At 60.8% G+C, this 14,143-nt stretch carries 10 protein-coding genes, 2 tRNA genes and 1 pseudogene; 2 read left to right on the top strand and 11 right to left on the bottom strand.

What is annotated here, in order from left to right; translation table 11 throughout:
- Positions 1 to 174: 174 nt before the first annotated feature.
- The 8 genes from ACMTA2_RS04020 to rnr all read right to left on the bottom strand — a co-directional run bounded on the left by ACMTA2_RS04020 (position 175) and on the right by rnr (position 9,951).
- Complete coding sequence (locus ACMTA2_RS04020; RefSeq protein WP_186707857.1) at positions 175 to 2,475, bottom strand: YgiQ family radical SAM protein; 2,301 nt, start codon at positions 2,473 to 2,475, stop codon at positions 175 to 177.
- Between the two features lie 188 nt (positions 2,476 to 2,663).
- The gene (gene dnaB / locus ACMTA2_RS04015) at positions 2,664 to 4,061 is read right to left on the bottom strand and encodes a replicative DNA helicase (RefSeq protein WP_027911801.1); all 1,398 of its coding nucleotides are present in this window, start codon (positions 4,059 to 4,061) and stop codon (positions 2,664 to 2,666) included.
- 117 nt (positions 4,062 to 4,178) lie between these two features.
- Positions 4,179 to 4,625 carry a 50S ribosomal protein L9 gene (rplI, locus tag ACMTA2_RS04010; protein WP_413793810.1) on the bottom strand — a complete coding sequence of 149 codons (447 nt, stop codon included), beginning with the start codon at positions 4,623 to 4,625 and terminating at the stop codon, positions 4,179 to 4,181.
- A gap of 18 nt (positions 4,626 to 4,643) precedes the next feature.
- Entirely contained in the window at positions 4,644 to 5,534 is an 891-nt protein-coding gene (locus tag ACMTA2_RS04005) for a YybS family protein (RefSeq protein ID WP_413793809.1), read from the bottom strand.
- A 36-nt stretch (positions 5,535 to 5,570) separates the two neighbouring features.
- The gene (gene rpsR / locus ACMTA2_RS04000; RefSeq protein WP_002551829.1) at positions 5,571 to 5,801 is read right to left on the bottom strand and encodes a 30S ribosomal protein S18; all 231 of its coding nucleotides are present in this window, start codon (positions 5,799 to 5,801) and stop codon (positions 5,571 to 5,573) included.
- A 28-nt stretch (positions 5,802 to 5,829) separates the two neighbouring features.
- Positions 5,830 to 6,258: a 30S ribosomal protein S6 gene (gene rpsF / locus ACMTA2_RS03995; protein WP_003186395.1), complete on the bottom strand. Its 429-nt coding sequence runs from the start codon at positions 6,256 to 6,258 to the stop codon at positions 5,830 to 5,832.
- 307 nt (positions 6,259 to 6,565) lie between these two features.
- Positions 6,566 to 7,324, bottom strand: a complete 759-nt coding sequence (gene rlmB, locus ACMTA2_RS03990; protein ID WP_122567301.1) for a 23S rRNA (guanosine(2251)-2'-O)-methyltransferase RlmB — start codon at positions 7,322 to 7,324, stop codon at positions 6,566 to 6,568.
- The gene (gene rnr / locus ACMTA2_RS03985) at positions 7,321 to 9,951 is read right to left on the bottom strand and encodes a ribonuclease R (protein ID WP_413793808.1); all 2,631 of its coding nucleotides are present in this window, start codon (positions 9,949 to 9,951) and stop codon (positions 7,321 to 7,323) included. The genes rlmB and rnr overlap by 4 nt, the downstream gene beginning before the upstream one ends.
- Positions 9,952 to 10,177: 226 nt before the next feature.
- Between rnr and ACMTA2_RS03980 the strand changes: the two genes are divergently transcribed.
- Together ACMTA2_RS03980 and ACMTA2_RS03975 are read left to right on the top strand one after the other, a co-directional pair.
- Positions 10,178 to 10,264 (top strand) — tRNA-Leu (locus ACMTA2_RS03980).
- Between the two features lie 176 nt (positions 10,265 to 10,440).
- A tRNA-Leu gene (locus ACMTA2_RS03975) sits at positions 10,441 to 10,527 on the top strand.
- Positions 10,528 to 10,721: 194 nt separating this feature from the next.
- On the opposite strand, the gene ACMTA2_RS03970 is transcribed toward ACMTA2_RS03975, so the two are convergent.
- From ACMTA2_RS03970 to ACMTA2_RS03960, 3 genes and pseudogenes are all read right to left on the bottom strand, one after another.
- Entirely contained in the window at positions 10,722 to 11,426 is a 705-nt protein-coding gene (locus ACMTA2_RS03970; protein WP_371128541.1) for a methyl-accepting chemotaxis protein, read from the bottom strand.
- 201 nt (positions 11,427 to 11,627) lie between these two features.
- Positions 11,628 to 11,681, bottom strand: a pseudogene (locus ACMTA2_RS03965) (hypothetical protein); the annotation flags it as partial.
- 1,125 nt (positions 11,682 to 12,806) lie between these two features.
- The gene (locus tag ACMTA2_RS03960; RefSeq protein WP_003186407.1) at positions 12,807 to 14,099 is read right to left on the bottom strand and encodes an adenylosuccinate synthase; all 1,293 of its coding nucleotides are present in this window, start codon (positions 14,097 to 14,099) and stop codon (positions 12,807 to 12,809) included.
- Positions 14,100 to 14,143: the final 44 nt, after the last annotated feature.

Raw genomic sequence — 14,143 nt, 5'->3', positions numbered from 1 at the left:
AATCGTCCTTGAAAATTGGAAGTGAGTCTTTATCCACACTGAACCTTGTGGTGTTCGGCTTTATTGCGCCTGCTGGCTGATATTGGCGGTCGCCACGATAACAAACGGCCAGCACCCCCGCTAGAAAGCAAAACGCCAGCACTCAGGCTGGCGTTTTGCGATGCGGCTAGGCGATCAGCGCGGCACGACCGGCTTGCGCGCCGGTTTCGGTCCCTTGCCCTTGGCGGCGTCCTTGCGCTCCTTGGCGGCTTGCTGGTTGCGGGCGAATGCCGCGGCCTTGGCCTGCTCGCGCTTGTCCCACGGGTTGCCGCCATCGCTGGCCCGCGGCGGCAGGCCGGTGTGCTGGGTCAGGATCTTGGTGGTTTCCTTGCCCACTTTGTGGCTGCCAGCCGGCGTCGAGTTCTTGCGACGGGCGCTCTGATAGCTGTCGGTGGCCGGCTGGTGCAACGGAATCAATTGATTCTTTCCCGGCCCGATCAGGTCGGCGCGGCCCATGCGGGTCAGCGCTTCGCGCAGCATCGGCCAGCCCTTGGGGTCGTGATAACGCAGGAAGGCCTTGTGCAGGCGGCGCTGCTCTTCGCTCTTGACGATGGTCACCCCGTCACTCTTGTAGGTGACCTTGCGCAGCGGGTTCTTGCCCGAGTGGTACATGGCCGTGGCCGTGGCCATCGGCGACGGATAGAACGCCTGCACCTGGTCGGCCCGGAAACCGTTGCCCTTGAGCCACAGCGCCAGGTTCATCATGTCTTCGTCGGTGGTGCCCGGATGGGCGGCGATGAAGTACGGAATCAGGTACTGCTCTTTCCCGGCTTCCTTGGTGTACTTCTCGAACATCCGCTTGAATTTGTCATAGCTGCCGATGCCCGGCTTCATCATCTGGTTGAGCGGGCCTTCCTCGGTGTGCTCCGGCGCGATCTTCAGGTAACCGCCAACGTGGTGGGTCACCAGCTCCTTGACATACTCCGGCGACTCGACCGCCAGGTCGTAACGCAGGCCCGAGGCAATCAAGATCTTCTTCACCCCAGGCAATGCCCGGGCGCTGCGGTACAGCTGGATCAGCGAAGAATGGTCGGTGTTCAGGTTCGGGCAGATGCCGGGGAACACGCACGACGGCTTGCGGCACGCGGATTCGATCTCCGGGCTCTTGCAGGCAATGCGATACATGTTGGCGGTCGGGCCGCCGAGGTCGGAAATGACCCCGGTGAAGCCCGGGACCTTGTCGCGGATCTCTTCGATCTCGCGAATGATCGACTCTTCGGAACGGTTCTGGATGATCCGGCCTTCGTGCTCGGTGATCGAGCAGAACGTGCAGCCGCCGAAGCAGCCGCGCATGATGTTCACCGAGAAACGGATCATCTCGTAGGCCGGGATCTTTTCCTTGCCGTACGCCGGATGGGGAACACGTGCGTAAGGCATGCCAAACACGTAGTCCATTTCCTCAGTGGTCATCGGAATGGGCGGCGGGTTGAACCAGACGTCGACTTCACCGTGCTTCTGCACCAGGGCGCGGGCGTTGCCTGGGTTGGTTTCCAGGTGCAACACTCGGTTGGCATGGGCGTAGAGCACCGCGTCGCCACGGACTTTTTCCACCGATGGCAAGCGAATCACGGTCTTGTCACGGGTCATTTTCGGGCTCGCCAGGATCTGCACGACCTTGGCTTCGCTCGGATCCTCGACCGGCCCCTTCTCCTGCTCGATGGCGCAGGCAGCAGTGTCCTGGGTATTCACATACGGGTTGATGATCTTGTCGATCTTGCCCGGACGGTCGATGCGCGTGGAATCGACTTCGTACCAGCCTTGCGGCGTATCACGACGGATGAAGGCCGTGCCGCGTACGTCCGTGATGTCTTCGATCTTGTGGCCGTAGGACAGGCGCTGGGCGACTTCGACAATGGCCCGCTCGGCGTTGCCATAGAGCAGGATGTCGGCGCAGGCGTCGATCAGGATCGAGTTGCGCACCCGGTCCTGCCAGTAATCGTAATGGGCGATGCGACGCAGGGAGGCTTCGATGCCGCCGAGGACGATGGGCACGTGCTTGTAGGCTTCCTTGCAGCGCTGGCTATAGACCAGGCTCGCGCGATCCGGTCGTTTACCCGCCAGGCCACCCGGGGTGTAGGCGTCGTCGGAACGGATTTTCTTGTCAGCGGTGTAGCGGTTGATCATCGAGTCCATGTTGCCGGCCGCGACACCGAAAAACAGGTTGGGCTCGCCAAGCTTCATGAAGTCGTCTTTAGACTGCCAGTTCGGCTGGGCGATGATCCCGACGCGAAAGCCCTGGGCTTCCAGCAAACGGCCGATGATGGCCATGCCGAACGACGGGTGGTCGACGTAGGCATCACCGGTCACGATGATGATGTCGCACGAATCCCAGCCAAGCTGATCCATCTCCTCCCTGCTCATGGGCAGGAATGGCGCCGGGCCGAAACATTCGGCCCAGTACTTGGGATAGTCAAATAACGGCTTGGCTGCTTGCATGTCGATGACCGGTATAAAGGATGAAAAATCGCGGGCGCGGAATATAGCACAAATTTTGACCAATTCCGACGGCTATGGTCGGAAATCGGCGGCGCACTTATCGCGAGCAAGCTCGCTCCCACAGCGGAATGCATTCCAGGGTGGGAGCGAGCTTGCTCGCGATAAGGCCGGATCAGACGACGAAGAACTTACTCATCATCATCGAAATTGTAGCTACCCGGCGCCAGGTTTTCGAAGCGCGTGTACTTGCCGATAAACGCCAGGCGGATGAAGCCGATCGGGCCGTTCCGCTGCTTGCCGATGATGATTTCGGCGATGCCCTTGTGTTCCGTCTCGGGGTGATACACCTCGTCGCGGTACACGAACATGATGACGTCGGCGTCCTGCTCGATCGCTCCGGATTCCCGCAAGTCGGAGTTCACCGGACGCTTGTTGGGGCGCTGTTCCAGGGAACGGTTCAACTGGGAAAGCGCTACCACCGGGCAGTTGAATTCCTTGGCCAGGGCCTTGAGGGAACGAGAGATCTCGGAAATCTCGTTGGTCCGGTTGTCGCCACTGGAACCAGGGATCTGCATCAACTGCAGGTAGTCGATCATGATCAGCGCGATATCACCGTGTTCACGCACCAGGCGCCGGGTCCGGGCACGCATTTCCGACGGGCTGATACCAGCGGTATCGTCGATGAACAACTTGCGGTCGTTGAGCAGGTTGACCGCCGAGGTGAGTCGCGGCCAGTCGTCGTCTTCCAGTTGGCCGGAACGAACTTTGGTCTGGTCGATACGCCCCAGGGACGAGAGCATACGCATGATCAGCGATTCGCCTGGCATCTCGAGGGAGTACACCAGCACCGCCTTGTCGCTGCGCAGCACGGCGTTCTCCACCAGGTTCATCGCAAAGGTGGTCTTACCCATGGATGGACGGCCGGCGACGATGATCAGGTCGGACGGCTGCAGGCCGCTGGTCTTCTCGTCGAGGTCGGTGTAGCCGGTGGACAGGCCAGTGATGGCGTTGTCGGTGTTGAACAAGGTGTCGATGCGGTCGATGGCCTTGGTCAACAGGTCGTTGACGCTCACCGGGCCACCGGTTTTCGGCCGGGCCTCGGCGATCTGGAAAATCTGCCGCTCGGCTTCGTCAAGGATCTCGGCGGCGGTGCGGCCTTCCGGGTTGAAAGCGCTGTCGGCGATCTCGGTGCTGATGCCGATCAACTGGCGCAAGGTCGCCCGCTCGCGCACGATCTGCGCGTAGGCCTTGATGTTCGCGACCGACGGCGTGTTTTTTGCCAACTCGCCCAGGTAACCGAGGCCGCCGACCTGGGACGTCTGCCCTTCCTTGTCCAATTGCTCGGCCAGGGTGACGACGTCGATCGGCATGTTCTGATCGGCCAGCCGGGCGATCGCACGGAAAATCAGGCGGTGGTCATGCCGGTAGAAATCGCCGTCGGAGACTTGATCGAGCACGCGTTCCCAGGCGTTGTTATCCAGCATCAAGCCACCGAGCACGGCCTGTTCGGCCTCGATGGAATGCGGAGGCACCTTCAGGGCAGCGGTTTGCAGATCGTATTGCTCGGGAGCGGTGATTTCGTTCATGGCCACGTCTGGTTATGAAATTCAGCAATTACAGAAAGACAAAGGGCACGACCTGTAAACAGGATCGTGCCCGATGTTACCGGCAAGCACCCGAGGGTGCCAGCCGACAGGTGTTGCTTAGGCTGCTACCACGACAACGCGTACGGTGGCTTCAACTTCGGCGTGCAGGTGCACGGCTACGTCGAATTCACCTACGTTGCGGATGGTGCCGTTCGGCAGACGAACTTCGCTTTTCGCGACTTCAACGCCGGAGGCGGTCAGTGCGTCAGCGATGTCGTGAGTACCGATCGAACCGAACAGCTTGCCTTCGTCGCCAGCGGTGGCAGTGATGGTCACTTCCAGCTCGGCCAGTTGGGCAGCACGGCTTTCAGCCGATGTCTTACGGTCTGCGGCGGCTTTTTCCAGCTCGGCGCGACGCTCTTCGAACGCAGCCAGGTTGGCAGCGGTCGCAGCGGTGGCCTTGCCGAAAGGCAGCAGGTAGTTACGACCGTAGCCGGCCTTAACGTTTACTTTGTCGCCCAGGTTGCCCAGGTTGGCGATTTTTTCCAGAAGGATCAGTTGCATGTGAAAATCCTCTAACTTTTAACCTTCACCGTTCGCGTTGTCGGCGTCTTTCGGCGCCATACGACCGCGAAAATCAATCAGGCTGTCAACGATGGCCAAGACCACGAGCAACGGACCGAGCAAGTGCATGAAAGGCAACAACGTCACGTATATCCCCACCAGCCAGAACGTGGCCAGTCGCTTCTGCGCCACCAGCCCGTGAATCAGGGCCAGGCCGGCGAAGACCAGCGCAACACTGCACAACGGCAACAGGATCAGTGCATGCAGCCCGAAGAACGGAGCCACACACATGACGGCCAGCAGTGACAGCGCCACGCTCTTGGGGAATCGGATGGCGCGAAACTCGCGACCGAAACCACCGGGGTTATACAACGACGCCTGCCAATAGCGCCCAAGAATCAGGCACAGCACGCTAAAGATCTGCAGCGAAGACGCTATCGAAATGATCATCAGCGGAGCGCTCAGGGCGGTGAGAAACGCCTTCTGGTCTGCCGAGAATGTCTCGTAGACCTCACCCATCGCCAGCGGCAGGACGTGTTCGAACGTCTGCGCCAGTGACTCGATGAAGGAACTGAAGACAGTTCCCAGGCTCACCGCACACAACAACCCCACGGCCACGCTGCATAGCAGCACGCGGTTCCAGGTATGTCCGGCGCGCAAAACCAACGCCAGGCCACAAGCCCCGAGCAACACCAGCAGTGTTGTCGGGTCCTTCAGGAAATACCAGCTCACCAACGCTGACAGCAACCCGATACCCAGGACGCCCAAGGCGTCCGAACCACGCCGCAGAAGCACAAGGCATCCAGCGGCGGCACTCAACCAGAACAACAGCGGCAATGCCGCGGATCCGGCCACGACCAGCGTGGCCTGCACACGTCCCCGCATGATGAAGTCAGCTAAGGCGCGCATGCATTCAATCCCTTACTACTCGTCGACTGCCCGGTCTCAGCGGCCGTGGCTGTCGGTGTAGGCCAGCAGGGCCAGGAAGCGGGCGCGCTTGATAGCGGTGGCCAGCTGACGCTGATAACGAGCTTTGGTACCGGTGATACGGCTTGGAACGATTTTGCCGGTCTCGGATACGTAGGCTTTCAGAGTGTTGAGATCTTTGTAATCGATCTCTTTCACGTCTTCAGCGGTGAAGCGGCAGAATTTACGACGACGGAAGAAACGTGCCATGTGATTGGCTCCTTAAAAGGTCCGTGGATTACTCGTCAGCGTTATCGCTGTTGTCGCTGTCGCTATCGCTGTCATCGCCATCGGCGCTGTCAGAGTGCTCAGGACGGTCGCGACGCTCACGGCGCTCACTGCGGTTTTCTTCAGCCTTGAGCATCTCGGATTGGCCGGTGACGGCTTCTTCGCGACGGATGACCAGGTTACGGATCACTGCATCGTTGTAGCGGAAGTTGTCTTCCAGCTCGGCCAGGGCCTTGCCAGTGCACTCAACGTTCAGCATCACGTAGTGAGCCTTGTGAACATTGTTGATTGCGTAGGCCAGTTGACGACGGCCCCAATCTTCCAGACGGTGGATTTTGCCGCCGTCTTCTTCGATCAGCTTGGTGTAACGCTCAACCATGCCGCCGACTTGCTCGCTTTGATCCGGGTGGACCAAAAAGATGATTTCGTAATGACGCATGAATGCTCCTTACGGGTTGTAGCCTGCCGCTCAAAAACGGTCAGACAAGGAGTGAATGACACTTATGGACTTGTGGACGCTAGACACATAAGTGCCTGCCATCACAGCAAGGGGCGCAATTGTAGAGAAGGGCCGAGGGCGGCGCAAGGCAATTGGCGATTATTTGAACAACCGCCGATCCTTGCCCTTACACAAAACACTGTGGGAGCGAGCTTGCTCGCGAAAGCGGCGTGTCAGTCAACATCGATATCAACTGATCCAACGCTTTCGCGAGCAAGCCCGCTCCCTCATTTGACTTGCGTCTGACTTAAGGCTTTTTGGCGACAGCCTTGACGCTACGCTGGCGCAGCGCCTCGAACAGGCACACCCCAGTGGCCACCGAAACGTTGAGGCTGCTGACGCTACCCGCCATCGGCAGCTTGACCAGGTAGTCGCAATGCTCGCGGGTCAGGCGGCGCATGCCCTTGCCTTCGGCGCCCATAATCAGGATCGTCGGGCCTGTCAGGTCCTGGTCATAAATGCTGACCTCGGCCTCGCCCGCCGTGCCCACGACCCACAAGCCGCGCTGCTGGAGTTTTTCCAGGGTGCGCGCCAGGTTGGTCACCGCCACCAACGGGATGACTTCCGCCGCGCCGCAGGCGACTTTACGTACCACTGGCGTCAGGGTCGCCGATTTGTCTTTAGGCACGATGACCGCCAACGCACCGGCGGCATCCGCCGAACGCAGGCAGGCGCCTAGGTTGTGCGGATCGGTCACGCCGTCCAGCACCAGCAGCAGGGGTGCGCCTTCGGTACGATCGAGCAACTCGTCGAGCATCGCCTCGCCCCAGACCTGGCTCGGGCTGACTTCAGCCACGACCCCCTGGTGCACGCCTTCGACCCACACGTCCATTTCACGCCGCTCGGCCTGGCCGATGGCAACCTTGTTCTGGGTGGCCAGTTCCACCAGCGCTTGCACACGCGGCTCGCTGCGACCTTCCGCCAACCACACTTGCTTGACACGCTTGGGGTGGTGACGCAGCAGTGCTTCTACGGCATGCACACCGTAGATTTTTTCCAGACTCATGACTTGGCCTTAGGTTTGCGCGACCCGCCGCTTTTCGTGGGGGCCGACCCCGCTTTTGGCGGACCTTTACGGTGTTTACTCGGCTTGCTCGACGGCTTTTCCGCCCCGTGGGACTTTCCCCCAGACGCCGCTTTACCACCGCTTTTGGCTTCGTTGAGCAACTGCTGCTTCAACTCGCGGCTCTTGCGCAGCTCGGCATTTTTCGCCGCAGCGTCGCTGGGGCGGTAAGCTTCGGGAGCCTTGTCCTTGACAGACGAACGGCGACCGGCCTTGGCTGGCTCAGGCTCTGCGGTTTTTGCAGGAGCACCCTTACCTTTGGTCGCAGGCGCGGCGGTCTCGTTGCCACGCTTTTTACGGCCAGTGGGTGCTTCAGCGGGCTTGTCAGACATTCCGAAGTCGATCTTGCGTTCATCGAGGTCGACGCGCATGACCTGCACTTCCACGGTGTCGCCCAGGCGGAAGCTGCGACCGGTACGCTCGCCCGCCAGGCGGTGGTGCACAGGATCGAAGTGGTAGTAGTCACCCGGCAAGGCGGTAACGTGCACCAAGCCCTCGACGTAGATGTCGGTCAGCTCGACAAACAAACCAAAGCCGGTCACTGCAGTGATCACCCCTGGGAACGACTCGCCCACGCGGTCTTTCATAAACTCGCACTTGAGCCAGTTCACCACGTCGCGGGTGGCTTCGTCGGCGCGGCGTTCGCTCATGGAGCACTGCTCGCCCAACTGTTCCAGGGCCGCTTCGTCGTACGGATAGATCCGTGCCTTCGGAATGGTCATGGCACCGGCGCGCTTGACGTGCGGGGTGTTCTGCTTGGAGTGGATCACACTGCGGATCGCGCGGTGCGTGAGCAGGTCCGGGTAACGGCGGATCGGCGAGGTGAAGTGGGTGTACGCCTCGTAATTCAGACCAAAGTGGCCCTGGTTGTCGGCGCTGTACACCGCCTGGCTCAGGGAGCGCAGCATCACGGTCTGGATCACATGGTAATCCGGACGGTCCTTGATGCTGGCCAGCAGTGCCTGGTAGTCCTTCGGCGTCGGGCCGTCCTTGCCTTTGTGCAGGGACAGGCCGAGCTCGCCGAGGAAGGCACGCAGTTTTTCCAGACGCTCCGGCGGCGGGCCGTCGTGCACGCGGTACAACGCAGGGATCTCGTGCTTCTTGAGGAATTCGGCGGTGGCCACGTTGGCCGCCAGCATGCATTCCTCGATCAGCTTGTGTGCGTCGTTGCGCACGGTCGGGCGGATTTCGGCGATCTTGCGCTCGGAACCGAAGACAATCCGGGTTTCCTGGGTCTCGAAATCGATCGCGCCACGCACGTGACGGGCACCCAGCAACACCTTGTACAGCGAGTACAACTGCTTGAGGTGCGGCACCACGCCAGCATATTCGGTACGCAGTGCCTTGGCTTCACTGGTCTTCGGCGTTTCCAGGATGGTGCTGACCTTGTTGTAGGTCAGGCGCGCCTGGGAGTGGATCACCGCTTCGTAGAACTGGTAGTCGGTCATTTCGCCGGTTTTGGAGATGGTCATCTCGCACACCATGGCCAAACGGTCGACTTTCGGGTTCAGCGAGCACAGTCCGTTGGACAGTTGCTCAGGCAGCATCGGAATCACGCGCTCAGGGAAATACACGGAGTTGCCGCGCACCTGGGCTTCGTTATCCAGGGCCGAGCCGATCTTCACGTAGCTGGACACGTCGGCGATCGCGACGAACAACTTCCAACCGCCGGAGAACAGGCGCAGCTTGCCGGGTTTGGCTTCGCAGTAGACCGCATCGTCGAAGTCGCGGGCATCTTCGCCGTCGATGGTAACGAACGGCAAATGGCGCAGGTCGATGCGTTTTTCTTTATCTTTCTCTTCGACTTCCGGCTTGAGCTTGGCGGCTTCCTTGAGCACAGCCTCGGGCCAGACGTGAGGAATGTCGTAGGTGCGCAGCGCAACGTCGATCTCCATGCCCGGCGCCATGTAGTTGCCGACCACTTCAACGATATCGCCCTGTGGCTGGAAGCGCGCGGTTGGCCAGTGGGTGATTTTCACCTCGACGAACTGCCCCACCTTGGCGGCGCCGTTACGGCCCGGGGTAATCAGCACTTCCTGCTGGACCTTCGGGTTATCCGGTACAACAAAACCGATACCGCCTTCTTCGAAGTAACGGCCAACGATGGACTCGTGGGCACGGGACACCACTTCGACGATCACGCCTTCACGGCGACCACGACGGTCCAGGCCGGACACGCGGGCCAGGGCCCGGTCGCCGTCGAACACCAGGCGCATTTGCGCCGGGCTCATGAACAGGTCGTCGCTGCCGTCGTCCGGAATCAGGAAGCCGAAGCCATCGCGATGGCCGGCGATGCGGCCCAGGATCAGGTCGAGCTTGTCCACCGGTGCATAGGTACCGCGCCGGGTGTAGATCAGTTGAGCGTCGCGCTCCATGGCGCGCAGACGGCGGCGCAGGGCTTCGAGCTGGTCCTCGGTGGTCAGACCGAACTCTTCGACCAACTGCTCGCGGCTAGCAGGCGAACCCCGATCGGCGAGATGCGCCAGGATCAGTTCACGGCTAGGAATAGGGTTTTCATATTTTTCCGCTTCACGAGCGGCCTCGGGATCGAGGGACTGCCAATCGGCCATTAGAGAGTTTTCACCTTGTCTATATGCGGGTTAGTTTGGCATAGGCTTAATGAAACGGGAAATTTCAAGCATCCGATAGCGTTTCCAGGGTCACTTGGCCTGCCTTTGAAGCCCCGGAAAGCACCGCCCATAAAATTTAGCGGTTTTTTTCTCCAGAGGGGTTTACAGTTAAAAAGACGCTCCGTATAGTGCGCGCCATCGACGACGCACACACGTTGCCGATACTGCCCAGATGGTGAAATTGGTAGACACGCCAGCTTCAGGTGCTGGTGACCGCAAGGTCGTGGAAGTTCGAGTCTTCTTCTGGGCACCAATTCAAGCTTCAAGGCGACTCACCTTGAAGCTCACAGAAACCCGCGAAAGCGGGTTTTTGCATTTCTGCCCTCCTGAAATACCGCCAGGCAATTACTAAAACAAAAACAGGGGTTTACAGATCAAAACGCGCTCCGTATAGTGCGCCACATCAACAGCGGCAACGCTGAAGATGCTGCCCAGATGGTGAAATTGGTAGACACGCCAGCTTCAGGTGCTGGTGACCGCAAGGTCGTGGAAGTTCGAGTCTTCTTCTGGGCACCAATTCTTGCTTCAAGGCTACGGCCTTGAACCTCACAGAAACCCGCGAAAGCGGGTTTTTGCGTTCCTGGGCCCTGGAAATATTCGAGTCGCTGAAATCGCTATCGCGAGCAAGCTCGCTCCCCCAGTGGATCTCTGTTCACTGCGATCCTTGTGGGAGCGAGCTTGCTCGCGATGAGGCCAGCCCAGCCGCGAGATCAGGCCCGGAACTGCCCCAGGCTTGCCTTCAACTGCGCAGCCAGGCTGTCGAGCACCTTGCCGCTGGCGGTGGTCTCGACCACGGCCTGGGCCGCCTTCTCGGCCTGGGCATGGATGGTTTCCACGCGCCCGCGCACCGCTTGCGCGCCCTGGGCCTGATGAGCTGCGGCCTGAGTCGCCAGGCCGATGGCCGCATGCACCTGCTCGACGGACGCCTGCACCGACTGCTGCAACCGCGCGCTGTCACGAAGCACCAGCAAGCCTTCACTGGCCTGGCGCCCGGCCTGGCCGATAGCGGCGACCGCCTCCCTGGCCCCTTGCTGCAAGGCCACGATGTGCGCCTGGATATCGCCCGTGGAGCTTTGGGTCTTGCTTGCCAACGCTCGCACTTCGTCTGCCACCACTGCAAAGCCGCGCCCGGTTTCCCCGGCCCGCGCCGCCTCGATGGCCGCGTTCAAGGCCAACAAGTTAGTCTGTTCGGCGATGCCGTGAATCACCGTCAGCACCACTTCAATCTGTTCACTCTGTTGCGCCAGCCGCTCGATCACTTTCGCCCCGGTGTCGACCTGTCCGGCCAAGGCCTCTATCAAACCGCCGACCTTGGCCGACGTACGCGTGTTTTCATCGGTGGCCTGGCGAATCTCCACCACTTGCTGCAGCGCCGCCTGCATCGCCTGACTTTCCGATTGAGCCTCGTCCGCCATTTGCGACAGCGCGCGCAGGCTCTCGGCCACCTCATCACGCTGCATCCCCGCCGCCGCATCGGCCCCGGAGTTGCGCAAGGTCATCGCTCCGATTTCCACACCGGTACGCTGGGCCACATCGCCCGCCTCGCGCACGATGGGCTGCAACTTATCCACAAACCGATTGACCGCCGAAGCCATGTCGCCAATTTCGTCCTTGCTGTTGATCTGCACGCGCTTGGTCAGGTCACCCTCACCCGCCGCGAGGTCGTTCATGGCCGCGATCAGCAGCTTCAAGCGATTGACCACCCGACGCCCCAGCACCACGGCCAGCAGCACCAGCACGCCGAAGCCCACCAGCGCCAAGCCCAGGCCGATGCGCCAGCGCAAGGTGCCCGCAGCATCCTGCACAGTGCTGGCGGTATTGGTCTGCATCTGCGTGGCCGTGGCCTGGGCCGACTCCAGGCGACCGCGCATGGCAGTGGCACTGTCGGCCGCCGCCCCCTTGAGGCTGTCACCGACCAATTGGTCGCTGCTGGCGATCAAGGCCGAAAAACGCTGGTCCAGCGCCTTCAGATCGGTTTCAACGGAAGCCGTGGAAACCCCCATCAAGACCTTGCCGATCTCCACGCCATTGGGGTTGATCGAGGCCTCGAGGTAATACACCGATGGATCGCTCTTCGCCGCGTCCAGCACCTTGTCCAGCGCCCGCTCGCCCTTGCCTTTTTCCAGCAGCGCCTTGTTGATCGGGTTTTCCCGGTTCAAGTAGCGCGTCAGGTGCTCGCCCGCGGCGTCGTCATAGATGACGAACAGCACGTTGGGATTGCGCTGGGCCCGACGGGCGAACTCAGAGAGGGTAGGTACGTCGTTATCCCACATGGCACGCGGTGCAACGGAAGCCAGGAGTTGCGCCATATCATTGGCGGAATCCCTCAGGTCTTTCTCCAATGTCCCACGCAATTGCGCCTGCTCGTCCTTCAGGCGAGCGGACAGCCCGGCATTGAGCCGCTGACGGGTATTGGAGGACAGACTGTCCAGGCTCGACGTGACTTCGCGCCCAGCCTGCTCCAGCTCGGCGGAGAGCTTCTGGCTATCCGCCCCCAGCCGCGCACCCAGGTCGGCTTCCAGCGCCGTGACGGTGCTTCGGGTCAGCGCAACGGCCACCAATACCTGCACCAAAAGGGCGATACCCAGGGTAACGAACACAGGCCGCAACAAACGGCTTTGTAACAGTGAGAGAACGGCCGACACGTGAAATCCCTCTACCAAACGCCATTAATTTGATGGCACTCGAGAAAGCGGTGCCTTAATGAAGTTGCAAAGCAAGTGTCGTGCCGCCCGACAGGCAGAAACGAAAAAGGGCCCCAGCGCGGGCCCTTTTTGTTTTACATCAAGAACTTATCAGGCAAACGGATGACGCAGAACGATGGTTTCGTTGCGGTCCGGCCCCGTCGAAATAATGTCGATCGGCGCACCGACCAACTCTTCGACACGCTTGATGTAGTTGCGGGCCGCCACTGGCAGTTCTTCCAGGGTCTTGGCGCCCACGGTCGACTCGGTCCAGCCTGGCATCTGCTCGTACACCGGCTCCAGGCCGATGTAGCTGTCGGCGTCGGTCGGCGCGTCGATGACAGCGCCGTCCTGGTTCTTGTAGCCCACACAGATGTTGATGGTCTCCAGGCCGTCCAGCACGTCCAGCTTGGTCAGGCACAGGCCCGAGATGCTATTGACGTCGATGGCGCGACGCAGGATGACGGCATCGAACCAACCGCAACGACGGGCACGGCCGGTGGTAGCGCCGAATTCGTGGCCACGCTTGGCCAGGAAGGCGCCGACGTCGTCGAACAGCTCAGTCGGGAACGGACCCGAACCCACGCGAGTGGTGTAGGCCTTGGTGATGCCCAGGATGTAGTCCAGGTACATCGGACCGAAACCCGAACCCGTGGCGATGCCGCCGGCGGTGGTGTTGGAGCTGGTGACGTACGGGTAGGTACCGTGGTCGATGTCCAGCAGCGAACCCTGGGCACCTTCGAACATGATGTCCTTGCCAGCACGACGCAGCTCGTGCAGCTCGGCAGTGACGTCGAGCATCATCGGCTTGAGCAGCTCGGCGTATTCCATGCACTCGTCCAGGGTCTTCTGGAAGTCGATGGCCGGTTCTTTGTAGTAATTGACCAGGACGAAGTTGTGGTAGTCCAGCAACTCGCCCAGCTTGGCGGCGAAACGCTCACGGTGGAACAAGTCACCGATGCGCAGGCCACGACGGGCCACCTTGTCTTCGTAGGCCGGGCCGATGCCACGACCGGTGGTGCCGATCTTCAGCTCGCCACGGGCCTTTTCACGAGCCTGGTCCAGCGCGACGTGATAAGACAGGATCAGCGGGCAGGACGGGCTGATACGCAGGCGCTCGCGCACTGGCACGCCTTTTTCTTCCAGCTTGATGATCTCCCGCAGCAAGGCATCGGGCGCCACCACCACACCGTTGCCGATCAGGCACTGTACGCCTTCGCGCAGCACGCCCGACGGAATCAGGTGCAGGACGGTTTTTTCACCGTCGATCACCAAGGTGTGACCTGCGTTGTGGCCACCCTGGTAGCGCACTACGGCGGCAGCATGTTCGGTCAGCAGATCAACGATCTTGCCTTTGCCCTCATCACCCCACTGGGTGCCCAGGACTACGACATTCTTACCCATAACACTTGTCCTCATTCGCGCAAACTTGGCGCCGGCCGCGGCCG

The organism is Pseudomonas medicaginis, assembly GCF_965119365.1.
Classification (GTDB): domain Bacteria; phylum Pseudomonadota; class Gammaproteobacteria; order Pseudomonadales; family Pseudomonadaceae; genus Aquipseudomonas.
This window is presented reverse-complemented; position numbering and strand designations above follow the sequence as displayed.

Bases quoted from the DNA above. Each gene is read 5' to 3' on its own strand.
- rplI (WP_413793810.1), bottom strand. From the start codon at position 4,625: ATGCAACTGATCCTTCTGGAAAAAATCGCCAACCTGGGCAACCTGGGC.
- rpsR (WP_002551829.1), bottom strand. From the start codon at position 5,801: ATGGCACGTTTCTTCCGTCGTCGTAAATTCTGCCGCTTCACCGCTGAA.
- rlmB (WP_122567301.1), bottom strand. From the start codon at position 7,324: ATGAGTCTGGAAAAAATCTACGGTGTGCATGCCGTAGAAGCACTGCTG.
- ACMTA2_RS03960 (WP_003186407.1), bottom strand. From the start codon at position 14,099: ATGGGTAAGAATGTCGTAGTCCTGGGCACCCAGTGGGGTGATGAGGGC.
- ACMTA2_RS04020 (WP_186707857.1), bottom strand. From the start codon at position 2,475: ATGCAAGCAGCCAAGCCGTTATTTGACTATCCCAAGTACTGGGCCGAA.
- rpsF (WP_003186395.1), bottom strand. From the start codon at position 6,258: ATGCGTCATTACGAAATCATCTTTTTGGTCCACCCGGATCAAAGCGAG.
- rnr (WP_413793808.1), bottom strand. From the start codon at position 9,951: ATGGCCGATTGGCAGTCCCTCGATCCCGAGGCCGCTCGTGAAGCGGAA.
- dnaB (WP_027911801.1), bottom strand. From the start codon at position 4,061: ATGAACGAAATCACCGCTCCCGAGCAATACGATCTGCAAACCGCTGCC.
- ACMTA2_RS03970 (WP_371128541.1), bottom strand. From the start codon at position 11,426: ATGGCGGACGAGGCTCAATCGGAAAGTCAGGCGATGCAGGCGGCGCTG.
- ACMTA2_RS04005 (WP_413793809.1), bottom strand. From the start codon at position 5,534: ATGCGCGCCTTAGCTGACTTCATCATGCGGGGACGTGTGCAGGCCACG.